Origin of the sequence: cyanobacterium endosymbiont of Rhopalodia gibberula (assembly GCF_003574135.1) — a bacterium.
GTDB lineage: Bacteria > Cyanobacteriota > Cyanobacteriia > Cyanobacteriales > Microcystaceae > Rippkaea.
Genome location: NZ_AP018341.1, coordinates 2,265,376 through 2,291,311 on the forward strand (window position 1 = coordinate 2,265,376; position 25,936 = coordinate 2,291,311).

Sequence of the window (25,936 nt, forward strand, 5' to 3'; positions counted from 1 at the left end):
TTTAAAATACATAGATTACAGAAAATTCTAACTTCGTTGAAACCTTAAAATCTCTATAGATTGAGCCGTTAGAAAAATACCGATAAAAATATAACTGGCAAATAGAACTAGACTACTAGGTTCTAAAACACCTCTAACGAGATTGTTGTAACTATCAAAAAGAGAAAGATGAGATAAGATACTACTGAAAGGTTCGATTATACTATTGGCCACCAAATCTATAATCCAAAGAAAAAGAATTAAAATGAATGTCAGAATATAGGCTAATACAGAACTATCTGTTAAAGAAGAAACAAACATTCCTAGTGACAAGATAGCTGTAGAAATAAGGAATAAAGACAAGTGAGTTAGTAAAATAATTTGTATACTAACTGGAGGATTGGCGGCACTAAACACAATAGTTTCCCAGATCCAGATAGGAACCATCAATACGATAAGAAGGCTAATAACTCCTAAAAGTTTACCAAAAGCAACCACCCAATTATTTACTGGAGAAGTTGCTAAAAGTTCTAAGGTTCCTCGTTTACGTTCTTCGGAATATAATCCCATAGATAATGCAGGAAGAAGCACTAAGAACAAAGAAATAATTACTCCTGAAAAGGCTTCCAAAAATTGACTAGCAACATCAACAGACTGGGAAATCTGTCCACTTTGCTCGAGAAAGCTAATATCTTGGGTTAATTGATCAAGAATTGCATTAAAAAAAAATCCTGAAATCAGCCAAAAAAATGCTGCAATAATATAAGCAAAAGGAGTATAAAAATAACTTTGAAATTCCTTACGGACAATGGCAGTTAAATTAGCTAAAATCATAAATTTATTGGTCATTGACTACTTCTGATTCTTCGGTAAGTAAATTTAAAAACACATCCTCTAATGTAGGACGAGTACGACGCATTTCGTATAAGGCTAACCCTTGGTTAATAATTAAGGTTGCAATATCTCGTCCTGATTCTGTATTTAAATCGGCTGTTAAATGAACTAGATAGTGATTTGATTGAGCATTCCTCGTGTTTTCTTTATCTCTAATAGTAACGTTAGAAACACCTTGAATCTCTTCTAATAAGGATTTTATGCTATAAATATCTCCTGACACTTCTAGTTCATACCCACCGCCTTTGGTTAATTGAGACATTAAATTATTTGGGGTATCAATGGCAACTATTTTTCCTTTATTAATAATAGCTACGCGATCACAAGTCATACTAACTTCAGGTAGAATATGAGTGGATAAAATAATAGTACGTTCTCCGGCTAGACTCTTGATTAGATGGCGAACTTCAATAATTTGTTTCGGATCAAGTCCTACAGTGGGCTCGTCTAAAATAATAGCTGGGGGATCATGAACGATCGCTTGAGCGATTCCTACCCTTTGTTTATACCCTTTAGAAAGTTTACGAATAAGTACTTTGCGTTTATCTTCGAGTTGACAACGTTCCGTCGACCATTTGACTCTTGAAAGGCAATCCTTAGCTGCTATTCCTTTGATTCTTGCTACAAACATTAAAAATCCTTCTACTGTTATATCAGGATATAAAGGAGGGTTTTCGGGAAGATAGCCAATACGCCGTCTCACTTCCATTGACTGTTCATGGACATCATAGCCGCTAATTTTAGCAGTTCCACTGGTAGCGGGAATATATCCTGATAGAATCCTCATGGTGGTAGTTTTTCCCGCACCATTCGGACCCAGAAAACCGAGTATTTCTCCCGTTTTTACAGCGAAGTTCACATCCTGGATGGCGGCGGTGGAACCATAAATTTTACTCAGGCGTTCAACTTCAATCATAGTGAATAAATAAAAAAGTCACATCAAATATTGATTATGCCGTAGATTCTATCAAAAAGACGATAACTTCTATGAAAAAACTGTCAACTGAAGTAATAACTGCTCAACTAAAGGAAAACTAAGTTTTATTTTCACACTAAGGATATTCCCCCTCTAAGAGTATCATTAATCTGTTTAGTTTTCCGGAAATACTGAAAATCATAGGATATTTTGATTCTTGAAACTATAAATATCTCAAATACAGTTGATTTAAATAATGAATAATGATTTAGTTGCTCAAAATGCTATTATTAATAATAAAGATTTTTTTATTAGGACAAATTTCTATAACTTAAATTACTTATTTAAATTCAGTCTAGAATTAATAAGTAATTAATAAAAAGCAGTTACTAAATAATAAATAACCTAAAAACTTAACTAATCTAACTAATATATCAGGAACTATCTAAAGTTTACTTATAACCTAAAATTTTTATCCATAAAAAGAACAAGAGTAGAATTTTGATCTTCTATCTAATATGAGAGGATTGAACATTAAAGAAATTGTAGGTTAGATAACCTTTTATAAAAAAATAATAAAAACAATTTTTAGACAGTGTCTTTCAGAAAACAAAAAAATTATTGTTTTTTTGATTCTCTGACAGGTGTGAGAAAAAACCTGAAACGAAGAAAATATGAAACATATTGAAAAGGTTTCACATAAATAGATGAAGTTGAAAAATACGGCAAATGGAAAAGCATATATGCAGGGATTTTTCTTAAAAATAATTCAGTACATGTAAATAGTTAAGTTGAAACTAAACTAAAATAATAGGAGAAAAAAGAATTACATCTATGTTTTATATTAACTTATAATCTGAGAATGAAATACAATACAATATAAGAAAAGTTTTTTTCAAAAAAAGCCTATAAAATTGCTATTTTAATGTTTAAAAACGAAGATAACTTAGCTATGACAGTCAAACATAATTTTCCTAAAAATAGTTGTTTTTAGGAAAATTATAGCGATATAAACCCAACTCCAAATATATATAGAAAATTATTTGTGTTTGTAATTTTTATCGATATCTACCTACTTAGGTTATCATTAGTATAGGTTGATTAGTCGTCCTTGGTTAAAAAATATAATCGATAATCTTGTTGTGTTACTTTGTCTAATCTAGAGCTTAATGCTCTTAGCTCTTAAAGTTGTAATTTTAGTTTGATGAAATACAATCTAACTTAGACAAATACTACGAGACATATTAACTTTATGGTAAATAGAGTATTTATGGTTTACCGTAATGCCTTAACCACAGCAGTATTTAACAACTACAATTAAGTTATTTCCATAACACCAATCTGCTACCGATGAAGATAATGTGTTGTCACATGAATGGCAGAGGCCCGGAGTCCACGCCTACTGCAAGCATCCCGTATTGCTGCTACCTTCCGGTCCTGACAAGATTTGGGCGTCGCAATCGCATGGGTCCGAGTTAGTTATTAGCATAACATATAACTTAGAAATTTAAAGTTCTATAAGGATTATTCTTCATCACTTTTCAAAATCTGAGGAACTCGGAAGAATCCTCCTTCTTGTTCGGGAGCTCCATTTAAAAGGGATTCGCGGTCATTGTAAACAGTTGAAATATCGCTACGGGTAATGTTACTCAATTCGATTGCCCTAGTGGTTGGGGGGACATTTTCGGTATCAAGTTTGCTTAATTGATCAAAATATTCTAAAATGCTGTTTAATTGAGGGGCAAATTCTTCTTCTTCTGTGGGAGTTATATCTAATCTCGCTAAATGGGCAATTTTTTGAACTTGTTGACGATTAATCATTTATTTTTTCTAGAAATGGGGAACACTAAATAGGTAAATATTGGAGAACAACGTTCATTTCTGAACGTCCTGATATTCTAAACCAATTTTGAGCTTCAGTGTAATTCTTGGCAGCTAAACAGATCTCTTGTTTACAATATTTAGCCGCTTTATAAAACAAAGCTTCTGCTTCTTCTTTAGCTTTTTCTTCTCAGCAGTAGTAAATAACAGCGATATTATTTAAAGTAGAGGACATACATAGGGTTAGAGCAACGTATTTTTTCTGATATTTCAGAGCTTTGGCTTGCTCTCCATTGCTGACATAAATTTTGCTAATAACAAAATTATCATTACGCTGAGTTCTAGATGTTGTATTTAGTCTCAAAAAATTAACGATTGGGACCTGTAACTTAATCCCACTAAATAATGTTAACTACTGGAATACAAAAACTATTTTAGTATATGAGCAAGTTATTGCCAGCTAAAATGATGCACAATTGATTAAAATTATTATCTAGGTTAAGTTAAAATAACTATGACTTAACACACAAATGTAAAAGACAAGAAAGATTTATCTTAGGTTTTTTTCTTTTTTTACGGAAGAGTGTTTAAGACTATCGAACCCACAAGATTTAGGAAACTGAAGGCTCTACAAAACTAATGACACTAAATCATGTATTTTCTGAGTTTATAAGCTATTTTCTTGTAGGATGTTTATAGAAAAAACATATTAACATTATTCTAATAACGGCTTCATAATTAATGTTTAATTTAGTTGTCATTGTATTAAGTTAATTTAATGTAAATTATTGGGTTGAGCGTTTTACGCAACAAGTATAAACGCTATGTCTGGCACATTCCATTTAAAACTCAGAGTTTACTATAACACTTCCCATGCAATGGTTATTTCTTCTAGGAAGTCTTTCACTTATCACCGAATTTATTCGGTGTATTTTTATCTTTTAGAAAAAAGTACAACAATACCACTTTATCTTTAATTTTTTTTTAAAAAAAGCTGATTTTACTTTCTTTTTTATTCAAATGGGAAGTGTCCCCATTTAATTTCAATTGCCAGCGATCATCTTTATAAACGACTTTAACTAAACAGCATAAAGTAGCTCTAATTTTAGGGGTTCCTGCTACTAATCCCCAAGTCGTTCCTAAAACTGATATCCCATGACCGACTAATAAGATGTCCTCGGAGAATTCAGCAATTAATTGCTTAACGATTTCCCCTGTTCGTTGCATTACTTTAGTTTCAGTTTCGGGATATTGGGGGATAAATTTTGAGGAGTAATGCCAATTGATCCGAGGATATTCTCTATTTAAATAGTCGGGGGGATGTATTGTTGGATGTTCACTCATCCATTCTGGATTGTACCATTCCGCGAGTCCCGCTTCTAGTTTAATCTCAAGATCAAGAATTTCCGCTACCTGATGGGCAGTTTGAATAGTTCTTAAAAAAGGTGAGGCAAAAATATGGACGATATTTTCTGATTGTAGCCGTTTTCCTAATTGTTGAGCTTGTATAATTCCGTCTTCAGAGAGAGGAGGATCGTAAGGATATTCAGCCGTATCAAACCACTCAGGGTTAACAAAATCCAGACGATTTCCATGTCTAGCGATCCAAACAGTCTGATTAGAATTCATCAATTTTAAGTACCTCTTAGTTCTTCTGTCCAATTACTAATTTATTGACCTATAACTTATAAAAAATACTGTAAACTTGTAAATACATCTAATTCGTTAGGTAAAGAGCTTTTATTATCGTTTCTATTTTCAAACACGGCTTTAGAGGAAATTAATTTTAAGGTTTTCCTCATAGTTTTTGGTGGGTTTTCAGCAATTACATTCATAACCAGTTTTTTGTTCGAGATACACATTGCAAAGAGCAGAATAGAAGCAGACGATAGCAGCCCCATTTGATGGTTTGAAATAGTACGCACTAGTTTCTTTAGAAACTGTTTCTGTATCTTATGGGCGACATAGCCAATATTCACAAAGAGAATATCTTCTAATTAGGAAATTAATAACACTACAAAGCAATTAATGAGGGATAAATAATCAAAAAGCTTTGCTCTATGAGTAAAAATCTGAGTTTTTAATGATTTACCTCGGCTTCTAAAATTAAGTTACCAGAAAAGATGGTTTGCCCCAATCTCGACGGAACAAAGTCACAGCTACTGTACCAAGAGAAATTACTTTCAGACCTAACATATTTTCAAATATAGAGTATATATTCTAGGTTTAAAGATTGGAATTGAAAGGTAATTTTAGGCATAGCCAACTCAACTGCAATGCTTCTAATTTAGTTTTTGAGAGTCAATCTCACCGCTCCTTAACCCTGAGTGCTAGCCACTTCTACAGTGGTTGGTACTACAAACTAAGCAAAACTGCTAACACATTAAAACCCTTTAAGTTATTATGACATATTTTCTAAACCTATTCTAGGTTTAAATCCCTGCTGGACTTGTTACACTTTCCCCTTTCAGTTTTCCTCTTTACTTTTCCGAGAGAAGATCCTTTATGATGAAACAAGGATCAAATTAATATCGATTTGGTTCCAGATCGATTTCGTGCTTATACCCTCATTGAATAATCTCAATATTAGTCAATATTTTTTAATGCTAGACCAGGTCGTCGATTCTTCCCTTATATTTAGTTTCAAAACTATTCTAATATTTTTAGTTATCGTTATTTTAGAGGCTGTTTTATCTGCCGATAATGCTATTGCTTTGGCTGCTATTGCCCAAGGATTACCAAATCTAAAATCACGAAAATATGCTCTAAATTTAGGCTTGGTTTTCGCTTATATTCTACGAATGGCCCTAATTTTAACAGCGACTTGGGTAATTAATTTCTGGCAATTTGAGCTATTAGGAGCATTATATTTGCTGTGGTTGACGTTCAATTATTTTACTTTCCAGAAAAAAGAAGAAGATCATCACAGTTCACAATCTCAATCGTTATGGCAAGCGATTCCTTCAATTGCTATCACAGATTTAGCGTTTTCTCTTGATAGTGTCACCACTGCAATCGCTATTGCTGACGATCTTTGGTTAATTCTTTTAGGGGGAACAGTTGGGGTAATTACCCTAAGGTTTTTAGCCGAACTGTTTATCCATTGGTTAGAGGAATATACTCATCTTGAAGATGCAGGTTTTATTACCGTGGGGTTAGTTGGAGTTAGACTCTTAATACGGGTAATTAACACTGATTTTGTCCCTCCTGAATGGTTAATGATTAGTACTATAGCACTGTTATTTTTATGGGGATTTTCTAAACGATCTTCTGAAACAATAGAAGCTCACAAAGTTACAATGGAAGACCTGGAAATTAGGGAACACGAGGAGCGTAAAAAAATTTCCTCATAGTTAAGGGATTTATGACTGATCCTACTTAATAGGAATATCGAGGGAATAACAAAGTTTTACTCCGAAACTTTAAGATACTAACTCTGAACTAGATGACTAACCGTTTCAATTATGACCATTTCTCCTGATCCTAATTCTCAATCAAAACTTGGAACAAGCAAATCTCCTCATACTAGTTATCGTCATCTTGACTTCCAGAAGTTAACCCCCATGTATCAACATTATGTGAAGGTTAAATGTCAATATCCTAATGCTTTATTAGTGTATCGGGTGGGAGATTTTTTTGAATGCTTTTTTCAGGATGCCGTAATAGTCTCCCAGGAATTAGAATTAGCGTTAACTAGTAAAGATGGAGGAAAGGAAATCGGTCGAGTAGCCATGACAGGAGTTCCTCACCATTCCTTAGAAAGATATAGTCGCTTATTGATAGAAAAAGGCTATGCTTTGGCTATTTGTGACCAAGTAGAAGACTCTTCTCAAGCAGTCGCTCAAGGGCGTATGGTGGAAAGAAAAGTTACCAAATTACTTACTCCCGGGACCCTAACAGATGATGGGATGCTACAAGCCAAGCGAAACAATTTTTTGGCTGCCGTTGTAGTAGAGAAAAAACATTGGGGACTTTCCTATGCTGATATCTCAACTGGGGAGTTTTTCACTACTCAAGGACAGGAATTAACTAATCTAAACTTAGAATTATTACGTCTACAACCCTCAGAAATTTTGGTTCCTAGTAATGCTCCTAATATTAATAGTTTACTGCGTCCTGGAGAACAATCAGAACATCTAATTGATGGGTTGCCAAACTGTTTTTGTTATTCCTTGCAATCACAAACCCCCTTCACTTTAGATAAAGCCAAATCCAAGCTTTTAATAACCTTTGGTATCCGTTCTCTCGAAGGAATGGGATGTGAACATTTACCTCTAGCAATTCGAGCTGCTGGGGGGCTATTAGAATATATCGAAGATACCCAAAAAGTACATCAAATTTTACTACAACCACTAAGAACTTACAATCAGGTTGATTTCCTTATTTTAGACTATCAAACCCGTCGTAACCTCGAAATTACCCAAACTGTAAGAGATGGAACCTTTCATGGTTCTTTATTATGGGCTTTGGATCGCACTTGTACTGCCATGGGAGGCCGAGCGTTACGTCGTTGGTTAATCGAACCTTTGCTAAATATCAAAGAAATTAATGCTAGACAAAATACAGTCAAAGAGTTAGTAGAAACTCCTTCATTGCGCCAAGATTTACGTCAGTTATTACGCAGTATTTATGATTTAGAAAGAATTACCGGTAGAGTAGGTTCGGAAACGGCGAATGCTCGGGATTTATTGTCATTAGCCGAGTCTTTAGTCCGGCTAACCAAATTAGTAGAATTAGCTTCTCAAGGAACTTCTCCTTATTTAAAAAATTTACAAAAAATTCCCCCTGAATTAGAAAAATTGGGTAGACATGTTATTAACCATTTAGTCGAATCTCCTCCTCTTCATTTAAAAGATGGAGGCGTAATTCGGGATGGGATTAACAGTGATTTAGATACAGTCCGTCATCGTCTTGAAGATGATCGTCAATGGTTAGCTAATTTAGAAGTTACAGAAAGACAAAAAATCAGAGTATCTAATCTAAAAGTTGGTTACAATAAGACTTTTGGTTACTATATTAGTCTTCCTCGTAGTAAAGCAGAATTAGCTCCAGATAATTACGTTCGTAAACAAACGTTAACTAATGAAGAAAGGTACATTACTCCTGAATTAAAAGAACGAGAGACTCGTATTTTGACAGCACAAGATGAGCTCAATAAATTAGAATACAAAGTTTTTACAGAATTACGTTCAAAAGTAGCTGAAAAAGCTCAAGAAATTCGCAATGTTTCTAAGAAAGTAGCAGCTATTGATGTCTTATCAGGGTTAGCAGAAGTAGCAGTTTCTCAAGGATATTGTTGTCCTGAAGTCAACAAAGGAAGGGTAATAGAAATAATTGATGGAAGACATCCAGTTGTTGAACAATCTTTGGCAGCAGGTGTATTTGTTCCTAATTCAACCTTGATAGGCAAAAATCAAGATAATGATGCTCCTGATTTAATTGTTTTAACTGGTCCTAATGCCAGTGGCAAAAGCTGTTATTTAAGACAAGTAGGACTGATTCAATTAATGGCACAAACTGGAAGTTTTGTTCCAGCTACAACCGCAAAATTAGGAATTAGTGATCGTATTTTTACTCGTGTAGGAGCAGTGGATGATTTGGCTACAGGACAGTCAACCTTTATGGTGGAGATGAATGAAACCGCTAATATCTTAAATCACGGAACTGCTAAATCTTTGATTTTATTAGATGAAATTGGGCGAGGAACAGCTACTTTTGATGGACTATCTATTGCTTGGGCGGTAGCAGAATATTTGGCAACAGAAATTCAAGGAAGAACGATTTTTGCAACTCACTACCATGAATTAAATGAATTAGCATTTATTCTTTCTAATGTTGCTAATTATCAAGTGACAGTACAAGAATTACCCCATGAAATTATTTTTTTACATCAGGTCCGTCCAGGGGGCGCAGATAAATCCTATGGGATAGAAGTAGGAAGATTAGCTGGATTACCTAATTCAGTCATTAAACGGGCCAAACAAATGATGAATCAGATTGAAAAACATAGTAAGATTACTCTAGGAATACGCCAAGGAACCAGTAAATTTGGTTCTTTGAAAGAGATAGAAGAATCGGGCTCAACTAATTAAACAATTATTTTTTTCAAAAGTAAATATTTAGTTTTTAATAGTTATTGCCCTAACTAAAATTTGTAAAATCTATTAGATTAGGACAAGACAGAAAAATACTGATTATACTCAACTGACAATCTAAAATTAATCAATGGAATGCCAATTTAAAAACCTTCGAAGTTAAAATTTGATAAAGTTCCTCTGTCTATAAGTTCTTTTTTAAAAAAAAACTAAATTTACTGTTGACACTTTTCGCCGTTCCTCAATCAAAATATACAATCACTTTTATAAAAGTAAGGACTAATTGTCTATATTTTTTTGGCATGATAAATACTATTTTTATAGTAAATCGACTAATTATAGTAATACTTAATTCTTAATTAGAAGTATCACTATAATTAGTCTAAATTTTAATTTAAATTGTTAATTTTTTATAAATTTTATGTAATTTTAATTTTGTTTTTTTACTTAAAATTAAGAACATTTCAGTAAAAAATATTTATCTTTGCTTTAACTTAATATAGTTTTTACCTAGTTGATCTCTCGTGCAAGGATTATTTTTTGATAAGCTAATTGAATATTAACCAATTTTATTTTTTAAAAAATATCTGCTGATACTTCGCTATGAAGTGTTAATTGACTGATAATTTTTGCGTAAATTTTTATAGTATATAGATTAATCTATTTAGTTTTAGCAAAACCTTTTTTACCAAGCTTCTAGCTATTTTATTATTTTTTCAGATGTTTTTGTTTCTATAATTTATACGCTAACCTCTTTATATGAAACAACTGGCACCACATAATAAATTATTTACCTTTTAATTACGGCGATTTTATCAACTACCAATCTTTTCAAGAGTTAAAATTTTTTATATACAATTTCTTATCTAAATATATTAGATAGTCCACTTAACTCTTATATGAACTTAATTTATATTAATTACGTCTCATTCGAAGAAAAATAATATTGAAATAGACGTGGTTCTCGGCTCAATACAAATTACTAATAGTTAATTTATTATTTTGATGTAGTTTTCTGGTGGTTTAACCACAATAAATACAAGTTGCTGTTCAGTCTATTTTTTGATGTAAATTTACAATTTTAAATATTTGACTCAATTAAATATTTTATGCTACTAACATAAGTTAAGTTAATATTTCTAGTCTAACATATTTTGTTTGTTAAACAAAACTTGCTGTAGTAGTGTTTATTTTTTAACTAAAACTTTTGATAAAGCTAATACTAACAATTAAACTTTATCCTTATATTTTTTATATTTACATAAGAGGTTCAGTAGAACTAAGATATTAAGTTAACTATATCAATAAAAATAAATTCGCAGTAAGCATTGCCCCTGAGTAGTTGACCGTTAATTTAATATTTTGACTTCCAATCATGGCTTAGATAATTTTTAGAGACTACAGACTATAACCTAAGAAGGTACAAGGACAGTTATTTTTGATCCCAAGTATTGGCCTTGTTGTCAGATAATTGTGTAATACAATTAGTTTTTAGTGGAATGATAAGAGGAAATTTCGAGAAATGATGGTAAATGTGAAAACCTATTAAGAAAAAGATATTGAATGTACCATCACATCTCGTCCTTTTAGCAAAAGTCGAGATGTGGAAAGTTGATGGGTCAATGACAGTGACAAAACGATTGTGAATCAGAAGTTCAAAACTATTATCGGGAGCATCCCATAGAAAATAAAGCTTTATCAATTTTTTTAAGTAAATTAAATAAATTTAAAGTTAACAACTAATTCCAAGATCTGGATAAAAAAACTAAATTAATTTTAGAATCTAACAATTCTTTTTCTTTGAATTTAATGATTGCTTAGCAGAAGACTAATAAGTTACGTCCTTGCTTTTGATCAAGTGATATAAAGACAGTATGAGTATCAAAAATATAGCTCTTGATTTTTAATTTTTTGATGATGTTATGTTATTAATCTGGTGGGTAAACTTTAATTTATAGCTAAAAATATCACTATTTATTGAGTGTAAAGTTAAAGCTTTGGATTTAATTAAAATACTTACAATTCTTTTGTTAATGGTGAAGATGACATCATTTTCAGTATTGATGGCTAAAGCACGACGATATTTAGTGAAATAATAATACGTTTTCTATCATTAATTTTTGTGGGGTTTCTTTGGTATGTCATTACAATTCATGGTGTAGTCCATAAGACTTTAATTTTAGCTAAACTTTTAATTTTAAAAGTTTAGCTAAAATTATATAAAGTGATTGAAACTACATAAGATAAGCTAGCCATTATTTCTTCAATCGAGTTTATTTTTTTTGATTATGTTCTCTAAACAAATAACTCTGTAAACGTAGAAAACTTATTTTAGAATAGGTATTCTATGGGTGAAAATAAAAATTTATACTAAAATTTATATACCGATTTTTTAAAACTAAAATCAATAGAAATTAACTTAATAAAGTTTGCAAAAAAATATTAATAATTAGAAAAAATTAAAATTTAGTCCAAGAATAAATAAACTCTTAACTGTCTAACAATTCAGCTTTGTATTCTACTAATATTTGTGCGACTTACCAAACTTTAGCAGTAAGCTTGGAACCAAAGTATTCAACGAGATTAACTCAGTTTAAATCCATAAATTAACATTGAGTCGGCAACAGGAACTAAGTTGTTGTAGAATCAGGCTTGAACCTGTCATTAATGTATTGAAGAAAGGAGGAGTTTGTATGGCTAAAGTTTATGTTCTACTGTACAATGCTCGCACCGAAAACGAAGGAATTCACACTGTTCAAATGGGTGATCGCACCAAAGTTTTGATGTTTGAGTTTGAAGACGATGCTACCCGCTACGCCTTGCTACTCGAAGCTCAAGATTTCCCGTCCCCATCCATTGAATCTTTAGACTCAGAAGAAGTAGAAGAGTTTTGTCGAAAAGCAGATTATGATTATGAATTAATTAAAGAAGGAATGTTAGCCATTCCTCCGGAAACAAATGTAGACACTGATTGGGAAAATGAAAAAATTCCCCAAAAAAACAATCCGCCAGAAACGACTTATGATATGTCTTCTGACGAACTGGACCGCATTCGTCGTCAACTAGAAGGGTTAATATAACAAAATCTATGGATTATTTAGAAAAACGAGACCATCTATTAACTGAACAGATTAACTCTAATAGTAGTAATTTAGACCAGTTAAGTTCCGTAGAGTTGGTCGATCTGTTTAACCGAGAGGATGCTCAAACTCTCAAAGCCATTGCTCAAGCAAGACTGGAATTAGCTCAAGCCATTGAAGTGAGTGCAAAATCTTTAGGTCGAGGAGGACGATTATTCTACGTTGGAGCAGGAACTAGTGGACGGTTAGGGGTCTTGGATGCGGCCGAATGTCCCCCCACATTTTGTACCCATCCTGACTTAGTACAGGGTATTATTGCCGGAGGAGCTGCTGCCTTGGTGAGAAGTTCAGAGAATCTCGAAGATCGTAAAGAAGATGGAGCCTTTGCGATCACCCAACGCCAGATTGTGGATAAAGATGTGGTTGTAGGAATTAGTGCCGGAGGAACCACCCCTTTTGTTCACGGTGCGCTAGAAGCTGCCAAAAAGTGTGGCGCAACCACTATTGTTGTGACTTGCGTTCCTGCCAAACAAGTCCCTATAATAGCCGATGTTGATATTCGCTTGCTTACTGGTCCAGAAGTTTTAGCCGGTTCTACTCGTCTGAAAGCTGGAACAGTCACCAAGATGGCTCTAAATATTCTGTCTACAGGAGTGATGGTGCGCCTAGGAAAGGTTTACGGAAATCGTATGGTGGATGTTTCAGTGACTAATCGAAAACTTCATGATCGTGCTCTCAAAATGTTAGAAGATCTTACAGAGTTAAGTCGTGAAGAAGCAGAAATCTTACTAGAAAGTAGTGGGAAAAAAGTGAAATTAGCATTGTTAATGCACTGGAAAGCACTAGATGCTCAACAAGGACAACAGTTATTAGATAACCATCAAGGAAACCTCAGAAAGGCAATCCAAATGTAAAATCAAAGTTAGTCGAAATTTTAGGATTAATTAGCAAAATACAGAGTTTTATTTTTGAATAGTTATTATGTCTCTTAATTGTTTCAATCGTGGTTTTGTTCCTAGTGACTCTCAGTGGTTGTAGACCACGAAATTTAGTTAAGAACTCAGAGAAATATACTTAAAATAAAAAAAAGCATAATAAAGATTGTTCAGAACGTTTATGTAAAGTTTATCTTTAAAGTGTCAAGACAACGTAAAGGCAAATCCATTAAAAATGCGTTAGCGTTAGTCCAGATATAATTAATCCGATGTGTTATAAAACTTTGAAGGGAAAAAACTTAGTAAAAAGCAGTAAGTTATACGAGTATCTTTCTAAAAGATTACCAATTACAACGGAGTTTAACAGGGAGATGTGTAAATTTTTGCTTGGTTACTGAGCTCGTTGAAGTATTGTCTCCGTTCTCTAGCTAGTTTTCAAGGAAGTGCAAAATCTCAGTATAATAAAACTGAACAAAGGTCAGAAACCTCTGGCTCAAAGACTTGGAGACTTTATTTAACCTCCGTGGTACAAGATAACTATTCTCAAGTTCGTCAGGTCTTGCTCATCACTCTGTTTCTCAATCTTTTTGTGGTGGGGTTAAAGGCTACAGTAGGCATTATGACTGGTTCGTTAAGTTTACAGGCGGATGCCATTCATAGCATTACGGATAGTGCCAATAATATTTTGGGGTTAATTGCCAATAGTTTGTCTTCTCCTAAACCTAATCGCTATCACCCTTACGGACGGCAGAAATATGAAGGAGTAGCTACCTTAGGAATTGTAGCTTTTTTAGGCATTGCCTGTTTTGAAATTCTTCAAGGTACAATCCAAAGAATCTATTACGGTGGTCAAGAAGTTAGAGTCTCTGGAGCACAAATATGGATTTTGTTAATTGTTTTAGGCGTTAACATTTTTGTTGCTTTTTATGAACGTCGTGTGGGAAAACGATTAAACAGTCCTATTTTAGTGGCGGACGCTTATCATACCATGAGCGATATTTGGGTGACAATTATGGTACTAGGAGGACTAATTGGAATTTGGCAAGCAAAACAATTAAATTTACCGCAACTTCAGTGGCTAGACGCTATATTAGCTTTTCCCGTCGCCTTTTTGGTGTTTATCAGTGGTTGGCAAGTGCTGCGAAGCAATGTACCTTGGCTAGTAGATGTCATGGTGATCGCTCCTGAAGCGATCCATGAGATTGTGATGGGAGTTCCTGGGGTACTTAACTGTCATGATATTGCTTCGCGGGGACTTTTAGGAAGACAAGTATTTATTGAAATGCATTTGGTGGTAAATTCTCCAGACGTAGAAAGTTCCCATTACATTACAGAGATAGTAGAAGAGAGATTAGAAGAACGTTTTAGTCCAGTACGAGTGGTGATTCATATAGAACCCCCGGATTATCAGTCTTCCAAAATTAGTTTTGGGACTGAAATTTCTTAGAAAGCGCAAAACAAAACACATTAAACTTCCTATCGGTAGAACGAATTTCTATATAGAAAAATCTATATAGATTACTGAGCTATATCTCAGTTCTTGCAAAAACGCTATCACTAATTTGTTTAGTCACTGTAATTCCTAGAGTAATGTCATTTAAACTTCTATTTATTATTATTTCTAAAGTAGAAAAATTCATGTTTTTAAACTTTATATCGTTATATACTCTATCTAAGTATTTACTTTTTAGTAAAAAGACATTAATATTGCAACTGTGTAATTTATACCGAAGTTTTTTTTTATAGAATAGGTAAGTACAAAAAGATTTATATAAGCGCTAAAGATCATTCAATAATTTAAAGGTAATTAGGAGAATAAATTCTCCATAACTGATTATGTAAAATCAACTAGTGAAATGCAAAATGAAGAAAATTTATGGTTGAAAATCGACAATTTTTTTGAATTTTTAAGCTATTGTGTTAAATCTACTAGGAGTAGATTTAACACTGACAATTAACTCCTCTAGATTAGATTCTCTTCTTACCACTGGCTATTTTCCTGGTTAGTGTAAATATTTACAAATCATCCTATTTTTGTTTTTTTTCTTACTTAAAAATATTGCAATAAAACTCCAGCATATTTTTAGTCTAGTTTTAGAAAGTTCTTTAAAATCAAAAATAATCTATTTTTTTTTAGTTTGATAACTTTTATAAGAAATTAATAAGCATAAACTGTATTAGACTCTTTAGCTATTTTTATGGTTAAAATTACTTATTTTTTAGGTAGTAAACTAACGGATATAAAATTAAAATATAAAATAATAATTTCTATTTTTTGATGCGATTATATTTGTATTTTTGACTCGTAAGTTTTTTGTAAATTACTTAATTAATAGTAGTTAATTTTATATCTTTGATGTTTATTAAATTCATTTATTTTTGATTTCACCGGCAGAATTTTAGAAAAAGTTATTCAGTATATAAGTTTATTAAAAATAAGTAACTTGTTCTTAAGATTAGATTTACATTAAATAATAGTGAATTATATCTAACTTTAATGAAATTTTTTAGATTCTAAATAAATTGATTGCAATCAGTTCTAACTAAAAAAAAATTATTTGATTATGATGAAAGCAACTATAGTTTTTTCACATCTATATTTTTAGTTTAAAAAAAACTAAAAATATAGATATTATATTATCGATCAAACTTTTTGTTATAAAATTAAAATGAATTGGTAATTAGATTTTTTTTAAATATCTAGAATATTTTCAATAATTTATGATCTAAAAAATGTGTAATTATTTTTTTTAAATAAAGCTTGTTTGGAAAACATATTAATACCACTTAGGGCAAATAAAACTTTTCGATTTAATAAAATTAAATAGCCAATTAATTCTAAAATAATTAGCATCACCACTATTGAATAAATTGCTGCTTTTACTAGGAGAATATTTTTGTTTTTTGCTTTTAATCTTTTAAGATGAATTTCGATTATATCTCTGGGATTAGCTTTCATATATACTAATATATTGACTAATACTATAAGATTTTCTAAGGAATAATGATCTGTTTTAAAAATCTGTTCTTCTAAGGCAAGGTAAAGTAAGCAGTTTCCATAGACTTGAGAAAATTCTTGAAAAACATCTGGCAAACTTCCCAAGAAACCATACAAGCCGCACATTTTCGCTATAATTCCTGTCGTTTAACTAAAAAATCCTAGGGACTCTAATTTAGAAAATTATCCAGTTTATTACTGTTGCTGTTATTGCAGGGCTAATTTTGTCTTGTATTGTGTCGAATAGAACAATGAACATATATTAACTAAGTTGATATCAACGATGGTGATTTGCAAATTTATAGATTTTTATAGGTCACCGATTTAAATGATTTCATCATTGATGTCTTATATATTATCTTATAATCTCTGTGATCAGTTTTGATAATTCGACAATAATTTAAATATTTGTAAATTTCTTTTTAATCTTAATTAAGATCATTAGTGTAGTTCAGTGGAGATCTCAATTGTTTAGCAAAAAACAATGTTGAATCTCAGACAACAAGTTACGTAACAAATCAATATTATTTAATTCGTCTTCTATTGAAGAAGTACTACAGATATCTTGTGTGATTTAATACTGTAATAATTATATAACCTTAGAATTAGTGAGTTTTAAACATGCTATTTTAACTTTAACTAAAAAATTAGATTTAACTCTAATTTAGATATTTCTTTCTAAATAAATTAAAAACAGTTTTTGGAAGAATCTGTTTTGTAAAGAGGAATATGATTTTAGTGGGATTTATAGTCTTTACTTAGTTCTCTCCTAAGAAATTAGGAGGTTTTCAAAAGTCAATGTCAACACGAAAGGTAGGGAGTTGCTTATGATACAATTCATACATCCTGATATGGCAAGTAGACAGCTAAAACCAAGCTAAATAGATATCAATTTTTGATCACACCGTGTTTGTGCTATTAGAACAAAGGGGCAGCCTATCGTTCGATCGCAAGACTTGTTATGTCTTCTAACACAGCAAGCAGATGTCTAGGTTAGAGGCCAATGTCAAAATCGCAAAATTTAATGTTCGGTATTTCATTACCATATACTTAACTTACTCGAACCTGTTGGGGTTTTGTGGGATTAATCTTTTCTATTGAACCAATCCCTTGGATATTGGCTGATATTAATCAATAACCAAGGTATCGATCCGAAGTTCACAGGTTGAAACTTCACCGTTTGGAGCATTTAGATGACATGGGAAAAAAGCCAAGTTAACAGTTGGTGTTTTGCATTTAGGGGGAACTATGTCCACTCAGCCAGATCGCGTGGTTCTTATCGGGGTCGCTGGGGATTCCGGTTGCGGTAAATCAACTTTTTTACGTCGTTTAACAGATTTATTTACTACAGAATTTATGACAGTTATCTGTCTAGATGACTACCATAGTCTTGATCGCCAAGGGAGAAAAAAAGCCGGAGTAACAGCCTTGAACCCTAAGGCTAATAACTTTGACCTAATGTATGAGCAAATTAAAACTCTTAAGTCAGGCAAAGGCATCGATAAACCAATTTACAATCATGAGACTGGAATAATTGATCCACCAGAACGGATAGAACCAAATAGAGTGGTTGTCATTGAAGGGTTACATCCTCTCTACGACCAGCGAGTTCGTGAGTTAATTGACTTTAGTGTTTATCTTGATATTGGAAATGAAGTTAAAATTAATTGGAAAATTCAGCGCGATATGGCTGAACGGGGTCACACCTATGAAGATGTACTAGCCTCGATTAACGCTAGAAAACCTGATTTTAACGCTTATATTGATCCGCAGAAACAATACGCGGATATCGTTATTCAGGTCTTACCGACTCAACTACTTGAAGATCATGAAAGTAAGCTTTTACGGGTACGTTTGATCGAAAAAGAAGGGATCGCTTATTTCGAACCTGCTTACTTATTTGATGAAGGATCTACTATTGACTGGCGACCCTGTGGTCGTAAACTTACTTGTGCCTATCCAGGTATTAAGATGTACTATGGTCCCGATAATTTTATGGGAAATGAGGTTTCCATCTTAGAATTAGATGGTCAATTTGATAATCTCGAAGAAATGATTTATATCGAAAGCCATCTTAGTAAAACTGGGACAAATTATTATGGTGAAATGACAGAATTGTTACTTCACCATAAAGATTATCCTGGTTCTAACAACGGAACAGGTTTGTTCCAAGTGTTAGTGGGACTTAAAATAAGGGAAATTTACGAAAAAATAACCGCTGCTGCCGGGTTTTCTATTCAGGTATAGTTTTAGTTGATGTAAAGACAGCCCAGCGCACCACTCGTAAACAATGACGTGCGTCCAGAAGGCAGACAGTGTCCAGCCCGATAGTTTAGTTTTTGTCTTAAGCCCAATTGTTATTCTCTCTTATTAACTTTTAGAGTTGATTTTCTTACCAAGCTCTCCTCCTGATATTTAAGTCGGTGTTAATAATCTGATTTAATATTACTGGGAAGAGTCAGATCTGGTATGAATCTGTTTAAGCAATGCACCCAGTCCCTTTTCGTAGTTGGAAGCGATCGCCAAAAAGGCTCCAGCTAAAATATAAAGAGGAAAAGGAAGCATAAACCCCTGAAACCACTGAAATAATTGAATGAGAGCAAAAAGAATACAAACCGTTATCATCCAGACTCCCATATGGAATACCTCCAGTCAATCACTACGACATCTTGATACTATCATGGGTGAACAGCATAGGATTACCACTTAAATTACACTCAACTAGGTTCGTTAAATTATTAGCTATTGTTGACCGAGAACTCCATCCAAGATCCCCTCCACAAGTGTTTGTTCAAAGTTGGACCACCTGACAGTAGACTGAAGTGTTGTTAGGGTGTTTAGTAGCTTGGAATTAACCCACTATTAAACAGGCTATCGTCTTTTGTTGAGTTCAACTGGGTAAGGTTTCTCCACCGTAGAAAATGTCTCAACAAGAATTTATCAGCTATTCTCAAATACAAAATTATAGAAAGTTCTAAGGTAAGAAACATAAAAACACACTTTGCGCACATTACCATCGAGAATCATGATGCATGCAACATTCTTGCTCCTACTCCTAGTAAAGGCAGTTCAAAAGAGTTGACAATTTGCTAAGGTTTATGAAACAATAAGGTTCTGACGGGGGAAGTTGCGGGTATAGCTCAGCGGTAGAGCGTCACCTTGCCAAGGTGAATGTCGCGCGTTCGAATCGCGTTACCCGCTTTGGGGAGTCTGAAAAAACATTCAAGACAAAGCTCAACGACTGCTAGCCTTCTAAGATTGGTGACGGTCATTAACTATAGCCTTGAGGGAGAGGGGGAGTAAAGGGGTTGATTAAGCGGAGATTTAGTGTTAGTGTCCGAGAATTGGGGGCTGTACTATGTACACATAGCGGAAATTTTGAAGCAACTGAACTGACGCTCGTGCGACCTCAAAAGCTTACGAAACTTGATTTAAGCAATGATTATTCCTGTCTATGTCGGCAGCAATATCCTCTCTTTCCAATTGTTCTTACCAAATCTTTCGTCCGTGATCGATGTCAGCAGATATTCGTTTTTGAAGAAAATAAACAAATTATTGAACGGTTGTCGTTGAGCTGCCTGTACTGGCGATCTTGGAGTTATGGTAATCTGGATTGTTCTTATGGGACTATTAGTAACGTTATCGGCAATAATTTTTTTGTTAGCCTATCGGCGTTGATGCAAACTCTATGGCAATAGAAAGCTCTCCTAACGTACTTCTGACATCTGTTCAACGGGCTTACAATGCTTTTCTCGCCCTGGAAACAAGTGATAGTATTCATCGTAGCCAAGGCATCCGTGCTATGGCTCAGGGAATAAACCAAGCCTTTGATGACATTTTGGAGGCTAATACACTTGATCTCGAAATGAGCAGGGAGATGGCAGTTCCAGATCTTCTAATTGATTGGCTAAAATTGACCCCTGAACGACTTAATCAAGTAGTCTCTATTTTAGAGCGTTTAGCTGAAGTCCCCGACCCAATTCGACGAGTTTTTCACGCACCTTATCCCCTGAGTGCATCCCAGACTTATTGTCAATTGATGCCCTTAGGAGTCATAACTTTAATTTACGAAACCTTTCCTGAATTGGGGGCAATTACGGCTGGATTTTGTCTAAAAACAGGCAACAGTCTTATTTTACGGGGTTGTGGTTCATCTACTCATTCCAATACCGTTATTGCTGAAATTCTCCAAGTTGCCCTTGAGCAGGTCAAATTACCGAGGGGGTGTCTGGAAGTTCTTTCAGGGGATGAGGGGGCTTCCATTCAAGATTTAGTAACCCAGGATCAGTATCTTAGTTTAGTGATGCCCTATGGCCGTCCTAGTCTAGTCGATCAGGTGACGCGCTTAGCGACGGCTCCTGTGCTTAGGTCGGCGATGGGAAATTGTTATCTTTATTGGTCTCCTACGGTAGATTTAGATTTAGTACGATGGGTGATTCTTGATAGCCACGCCAGTGAACCTGACCCTGTTAATGCCATTGAAAAAGTTTTAATTAGCCCCTTACACAATCCGTCTATTCTAGTAAGGTTATTCAACACTCTACGAGGCAAAGGATTTCAATTACGTGGTGATGAAGAGTTATCGGCAGAGTTTTCTGATTATCTCACTCCTGTTAAATCGTCGGAATGGGGAAATCCCTATCTTGATAGGATTATCGCCTTTAAGATAGTTAACGACTTATCTGAAGGAATTGGCTGGATCAATCAATATAGTAGTGGTCATGCCGATTGTCTAGTGACAGATTCGTACCCAGAAAGTCGTCAATTTGCTATGGAAGTTGACAGTGCCCTGGTTTATATTAATGCCTCTCCTCGTTTTTCTCGTTATCCTAAGCAAGGAGAATCTCTATTTCTAGGAGTCTCCAATCAAAAAGGACACCATAGAGGTTTAATTTCTTTGGAAACATTTACAACCCTTAAACATGTGGTTCAAGGAAATGGGAAGTTATAAAAAAAGATTATTGAGGGGTTCTCCCATTATATTAATCTTCGCTAAGAGAACCATAAATGGTAAGCATCATTAAAGTACTAGTCTGTTATTAGGTAGACATAATTCTCATCTTCCATTACTCATTATGGTTTGTTGTTTTATTTCATTAACCCTCCGTGCTGGAGATACCGCATATGTAGCAAACAAATGTTATTGATTTTCAAGTTGCTGGTTTTCACAGAATCACTAAATGAAAGATCAATCAAAGTGTACCTTAGTTAATTAAGAAAACTCATAGTATTTTTGTTGAGAATTGAGATAAAAATTATGCCACTACCTATTGTTGCTATTATCGGACGGCCTAATGTAGGCAAATCAACCTTAGTTAATAGGCTAGCAGGGGATCAGCAGGCTATTGTCTATGATGAGCCAGGAATTACTCGTGATCGTACTTATCGGCTTTGTTTTTGGCAAGATCGAGATTTTCAGGTAGTAGATACGGGAGGATTGGTATTCGAAGATGACACGGAGTTTTTGCCGTTAATTCGAGAACAAGCCATGGCTGCTTTAAAGGAATCAAGTGCGACTATTTTCGTCGTGGATGGACAAACTGGTCCCACGGCTGGCGATCATGAAATTGCAAGTTGGTTACGTCAACAATCCGTTCCTGTGTTGTTAGCTGTCAATAAGTGTGAATCTGTGGAACAGGGAATTATTCAAGCGGCACAATTTTGGGAATTAGGATTAGGAAATCCTTATCCAATCTCAGGAATTCATGGTAGTGGGACAGGAGAACTTTTAGACGATTTAATTCCCTATCTTCCTCATCCCGAAGAATTAACCGATACCAATGAAATTAGTGTAGCAATTATTGGTCGTCCTAATGTAGGAAAATCTAGTCTTTTGAATGCTTTTTTAGGAGAAAACCGGGCAATTGTTAGTCCTATTTCAGGAACTACAAGAGATGCTATCGATACGGTTGTTGAACAAGATGGACAAAGCTATCGGTTAATTGATACGGCAGGAATTCGTCGCAAAAAGAATGTTGAATATGGAGCAGAATTTTTTAGTATTAATCGTTCTTTTAAAGCCATTTGCCGTTCTGATGTTGTGTTATTTGTGATTGATGCAATCGATGGAATAACAGAGCAAGACCTAAAATTAGCAGACAGAATTATCGATGAAGGTCGCGCAGCTGTAATTGTAGTTAATAAATGGGATGCTGTTGATAAAGACTCATATACCATTTATGAATATAAAATAAGGATATTTTCTCGACTTTATTTTATGGAATGGTCTCCTATTATTTTTGTCAGCGCAATGACAGGTCAACGAGTTAAAAAAGTTCTCGATTTAGTTAAAAATTCAGCTGAGGAACACCGTCGTCGTGTGAGTACAGCTGTAATCAATGAGGTTTTACAAGAGGCAGTTAGTTGGCATTCTCCTCCTACAAATCGTCAAGGAAAACAAGGAAAAATTTATTATGGAACTCAGGTATCGAGTCAACCACCAACTATTGCTTTATTTGTAAATGAGCCGAAACGATTTAATGATAATTATCGTCGTTATATTGAAGGTCAATTCCGTCAGCAATTAGGTTTTCCGGGGACTCCTATTCGTTTACTATGGAGGGGAAAGAAAGTTCGAGATCTTGAACAAACTGTTAACCGAGCAACCAAAGTATAAAGATATAAAATATAGATAAAAACTAAAATTTAAAAGAAAATATATTCTTTACTTTATAGATAAAGGTAAACTTGTTCAGATTAAAATAAGTCAGCATGGCTGATTAGAATGGTAGTGGTCAATATTATAAATAACTAAACCTAAATAAAAAATAGAAAAAGTATAAGTGATACATTTAGTAGATCAAGGAAAGATATTTATTGTATTAAAATACAATATTAAAGGTTAAAAACTAACTAATACTTAAAGAAATAAATTGTAGTAGTAAAGTCAATCGGTTTAAGATTAAAAATCTTACCAGTTCCCCCAACCATATAGATAAAAATATACGAAAATATATAATTAATTACCCCATAGGTTGAAGCATAAATTTTATTTAATTTATTATCTGTTAACACTTAAAATCTTACAATTGTTTAAGCTTCAGTATTTTTTAAAAAGTTGCCTTTTGATAAAAAGGTAACTTTTTGTACAAGATAGACTCGTAGATTATTAAAAGTGAAATTTTAATGCGTTTATTTCAGAGTATTTATTATGAGTACTGAGATTATAACTTCAACTTTGAAATCAAAAGTTTTAAGATGTTTATACAATTTATTTTATCTATTAAACTAAAATTCTTTTTAGTAAATTGTTTATTATAACAATTAGAGATAGTATTTATTTTTCAATTGATTTTAACTTTTTTACTTGACCCTTAGTTAAGGTATTCAATACCTTATTATCAGAAATAAATGCTATTAATTTAGTCTGTTTTAGAGTATTATTAAAAACCAGATAATTACTTTAATCAACACTTAGATAAATTAGCTCTAATTAAAGTCTAATTACTAAAATTAGTTTTTTTATAAGTTGATTTTTTTTAGATTACTATCAACTAAGTCTAAATCTTAAATAGCAATTATTGAGGTTAAGTTACTTTAGATCAGTTTTACTCAAAGAAAATTAGCCTTATGAGGGAAAACCCTACTTAAATTAGCTTTGTATATAAAAATTAGTGTCTTAAATGTTCGCACATTTAAAGTCAATATTGGTGAAATCAAACTAACTAAGATTTTTTTTTAAAAAAAGAGAATAATGTCAGTATTATGATCTGATCACGCCATTTATTCCATAATTGTGATATGATCTATAATCATTAAAATATATAATAAATCATTGATGAGGATTGCCGTAAGATACTTATTCATGAATGTCAGAAAATTATATTATTTTTTATATAAAAGTAAAAGAGGAAAATTTATTAGTAAGCTAGCTGTTTTAGTGGTCAAAACCGTATCCATTAAGTTATAAGTAAAAGCTCAGGTACTAGTAAATTAAAGGGATCAGTCTTAAATTTAAGATTTTTATATTTTAGAATTCGCCAACGAGAAAATTATCGATTTTTATATCTAATGAAAGATATTAGTTTAATTCATCTGTCTCAATCTCATTTGAATTTATTAGAAACTTGTCCTCCTCAATTCCAACGTGTTTATCTAGAACAATTGGGTACTCCTTTAAGTCCAGAAAAACAAGAAAAATTATCCTGGGGAAATCAATTTCACCAGCTAATGCAACAGAATGAATTAGGATTACCAATTGAGTTGCTTGTGGCTCAAGACAAACAAATGCAGAATTCTTTAAACGCATTAATTAATGCTGTCCCTAACCTGAGACATCCTTCTAAAAATAGTTGGAAAGAAGCTGAACATTGTCGTAATTTTGAGTTTAAAGGATATTTATTAACTGTTATTTATGATTTATTGATTGCTGAGCCAGAAAAAGCTGAGATTTTAGATTGGAAAACCTATCTTAAACCAGAAAATCCTGAAAAATTAGCTAATCATTGGCAAACTCGACTTTATTTATATGTATTAGTGGAAACGTCTAACTATTCACCTGAAGACATTTCTCTAACTTATTGGTTTGTGAAACTTCCGACTAAACCGCAATCTTTGACATTTTTTTATGATAGAGATAAACATAAAAAAAATTATGAAGATTTAACAATACTTTTAAACCAACTCAATAATTGGTTAAATGAATATACTCAAGAAAACATTAATTTTCCTCATCTTGCCAGTTGTCGAACAAGCTGCCCTCATTTTCAGCTATTGGGTTTTGAGCAATCTCAGGAAAAAAAACTAAATGAAGTAAAAAAAGATTGGCTATCTATAATTGAAGAAATCCAAGAAGTTTCTCTATAGTAAAAACTTCTAATTATTGGTAGTTAGAAAGTTCAGAAATAGCTAGTATAAGGAAATATAAATTTTTGTCAATAAATACTAAAAAATTATGCTTTATATCAGTCTTATTCATGGTATGTATATTCTTGAAAGATAAATAATGTTTCTCCAGATAATCTCTGAGGTTATAATTTCAATTTTGATTTTTATGATTTCAGTTAATTGTTGTTTAAACCGTGTTTAATTAGACTTATCTGTATTGAATATTTCAATACTTATTAATTTGTCTAAATATTTCGTTTATTAGAAGTAATTATTGTTAAGTTAGTTTTTCCTAATCATTTTTTTAAAAAGTTTTAGTTTTTATTTAATTAAACTTAATTTATATTTTTATGTTCAGATAATCAAAGTTAAATTTATATTCCTTGAATTTA

17 protein-coding genes, 1 tRNA gene and 1 other RNA gene are annotated in these 25,936 nt (G+C 33.0%); 12 read left to right on the top strand and 7 right to left on the bottom strand.

The window, feature by feature from the left end; all coding sequences use genetic code 11:
- Nucleotides 1-27 precede the first annotated feature (27 nt).
- From RGRSB_RS07245 to RGRSB_RS07265, 5 genes are all read right to left on the bottom strand, one after another.
- Nucleotides 28-813 (bottom strand): ABC transporter permease, encoded by a 786-nt coding sequence (locus RGRSB_RS07245; RefSeq protein ID WP_119261004.1) that lies wholly within the window; start codon nucleotides 811-813, stop codon nucleotides 28-30.
- Between the two features lie 4 nt (nucleotides 814-817).
- Nucleotides 818-1,789: an ABC transporter ATP-binding protein gene (locus RGRSB_RS07250; protein WP_119260467.1), complete on the bottom strand. Its 972-nt coding sequence runs from the start codon at nucleotides 1,787-1,789 to the stop codon at nucleotides 818-820.
- Nucleotides 1,790-3,169: 1,380 nt separating this feature from the next.
- Nucleotides 3,170-3,266, bottom strand: an RNA gene (ffs, locus tag RGRSB_RS07255) — signal recognition particle sRNA small type.
- A 47-nt stretch (nucleotides 3,267-3,313) separates the two neighbouring features.
- Nucleotides 3,314-3,610 (bottom strand): Asp-tRNA(Asn)/Glu-tRNA(Gln) amidotransferase subunit GatC, encoded by a 297-nt coding sequence (gene gatC, locus RGRSB_RS07260; protein ID WP_119260468.1) that lies wholly within the window; start codon nucleotides 3,608-3,610, stop codon nucleotides 3,314-3,316.
- A 984-nt stretch (nucleotides 3,611-4,594) separates the two neighbouring features.
- Nucleotides 4,595-5,239 (bottom strand): histidine phosphatase family protein, encoded by a 645-nt coding sequence (locus RGRSB_RS07265; protein ID WP_119260469.1) that lies wholly within the window; start codon nucleotides 5,237-5,239, stop codon nucleotides 4,595-4,597.
- A gap of 974 nt (nucleotides 5,240-6,213) precedes the next feature.
- Here RGRSB_RS07265 and RGRSB_RS07275 point away from each other — a divergent pair.
- The 5 genes from RGRSB_RS07275 to cdf31 all read left to right on the top strand — a co-directional run bounded on the left by RGRSB_RS07275 (nucleotide 6,214) and on the right by cdf31 (nucleotide 15,167).
- Nucleotides 6,214-6,963: a TerC family protein gene (locus RGRSB_RS07275; RefSeq protein WP_119260471.1), complete on the top strand. Its 750-nt coding sequence runs from the start codon at nucleotides 6,214-6,216 to the stop codon at nucleotides 6,961-6,963.
- 111 nt (nucleotides 6,964-7,074) lie between these two features.
- Entirely contained in the window at nucleotides 7,075-9,702 is a 2,628-nt protein-coding gene (gene mutS / locus RGRSB_RS07280) for a DNA mismatch repair protein MutS (protein ID WP_119260472.1), read from the top strand.
- Nucleotides 9,703-12,398: 2,696 nt separating this feature from the next.
- Entirely contained in the window at nucleotides 12,399-12,785 is a 387-nt protein-coding gene (locus tag RGRSB_RS07285) for a DUF3110 domain-containing protein (protein WP_119260473.1), read from the top strand.
- Nucleotides 12,786-12,793: 8 nt separating this feature from the next.
- Nucleotides 12,794-13,699: an N-acetylmuramic acid 6-phosphate etherase gene (gene murQ / locus RGRSB_RS07290; RefSeq protein WP_119260474.1), complete on the top strand. Its 906-nt coding sequence runs from the start codon at nucleotides 12,794-12,796 to the stop codon at nucleotides 13,697-13,699.
- Between the two features lie 544 nt (nucleotides 13,700-14,243).
- Complete coding sequence (gene cdf31 / locus RGRSB_RS07295) at nucleotides 14,244-15,167, top strand: CDF family zinc efflux transporter Cdf31 (protein ID WP_119261005.1); 924 nt, start codon at nucleotides 14,244-14,246, stop codon at nucleotides 15,165-15,167.
- 1,272 nt (nucleotides 15,168-16,439) lie between these two features.
- Here cdf31 and RGRSB_RS07300 read toward each other — a convergent pair.
- The gene (locus RGRSB_RS07300; RefSeq protein ID WP_145961891.1) at nucleotides 16,440-16,823 is read right to left on the bottom strand and encodes a hypothetical protein; all 384 of its coding nucleotides are present in this window, start codon (nucleotides 16,821-16,823) and stop codon (nucleotides 16,440-16,442) included.
- Between the two features lie 1,143 nt (nucleotides 16,824-17,966).
- On the opposite strand from RGRSB_RS07300, the gene RGRSB_RS07305 reads away from it, so the two are divergent.
- Nucleotides 17,967-18,965: a phosphoribulokinase gene (locus tag RGRSB_RS07305; protein ID WP_119261006.1), complete on the top strand. Its 999-nt coding sequence runs from the start codon at nucleotides 17,967-17,969 to the stop codon at nucleotides 18,963-18,965.
- Nucleotides 18,966-19,163: 198 nt separating this feature from the next.
- Here RGRSB_RS07305 and RGRSB_RS07310 read toward each other — a convergent pair whose 3' ends face one another.
- Nucleotides 19,164-19,355, bottom strand: a complete 192-nt coding sequence (locus RGRSB_RS07310; protein WP_119260476.1) for a hypothetical protein — start codon at nucleotides 19,353-19,355, stop codon at nucleotides 19,164-19,166.
- Between the two features lie 492 nt (nucleotides 19,356-19,847).
- Here RGRSB_RS07310 and RGRSB_RS07315 point away from each other — a divergent pair.
- The 6 genes from RGRSB_RS07315 (at nucleotide 19,848) to RGRSB_RS07335 (ending at nucleotide 25,523) form a co-directional block, all read left to right on the top strand.
- A tRNA-Gly gene (locus RGRSB_RS07315) sits at nucleotides 19,848-19,919 on the top strand.
- Nucleotides 19,890-20,021 (top strand): hypothetical protein, encoded by a 132-nt coding sequence (locus RGRSB_RS10770; RefSeq protein ID WP_269460775.1) that lies wholly within the window; start codon nucleotides 19,890-19,892, stop codon nucleotides 20,019-20,021. Before RGRSB_RS07315 ends, RGRSB_RS10770 begins: the two co-directional genes overlap by 30 nt.
- A gap of 5 nt (nucleotides 20,022-20,026) precedes the next feature.
- On the top strand, nucleotides 20,027-20,416 hold the full coding sequence (locus RGRSB_RS07320; RefSeq protein ID WP_232014488.1) for a hypothetical protein: 390 nt from the start codon (nucleotides 20,027-20,029) through the stop codon (nucleotides 20,414-20,416).
- Nucleotides 20,407-21,669: a glutamate-5-semialdehyde dehydrogenase gene (locus RGRSB_RS07325; RefSeq protein ID WP_119260477.1), complete on the top strand. Its 1,263-nt coding sequence runs from the start codon at nucleotides 20,407-20,409 to the stop codon at nucleotides 21,667-21,669. The genes RGRSB_RS07320 and RGRSB_RS07325 overlap by 10 nt, the downstream gene beginning before the upstream one ends.
- A 306-nt stretch (nucleotides 21,670-21,975) precedes the next feature.
- Nucleotides 21,976-23,334 (top strand): ribosome biogenesis GTPase Der, encoded by a 1,359-nt coding sequence (der, locus tag RGRSB_RS07330; RefSeq protein ID WP_119260478.1) that lies wholly within the window; start codon nucleotides 21,976-21,978, stop codon nucleotides 23,332-23,334.
- Between the two features lie 1,394 nt (nucleotides 23,335-24,728).
- Nucleotides 24,729-25,523 (top strand): PD-(D/E)XK nuclease family protein, encoded by a 795-nt coding sequence (locus tag RGRSB_RS07335; RefSeq protein ID WP_119260479.1) that lies wholly within the window; start codon nucleotides 24,729-24,731, stop codon nucleotides 25,521-25,523.
- Nucleotides 25,524-25,936 lie beyond the last annotated feature (413 nt).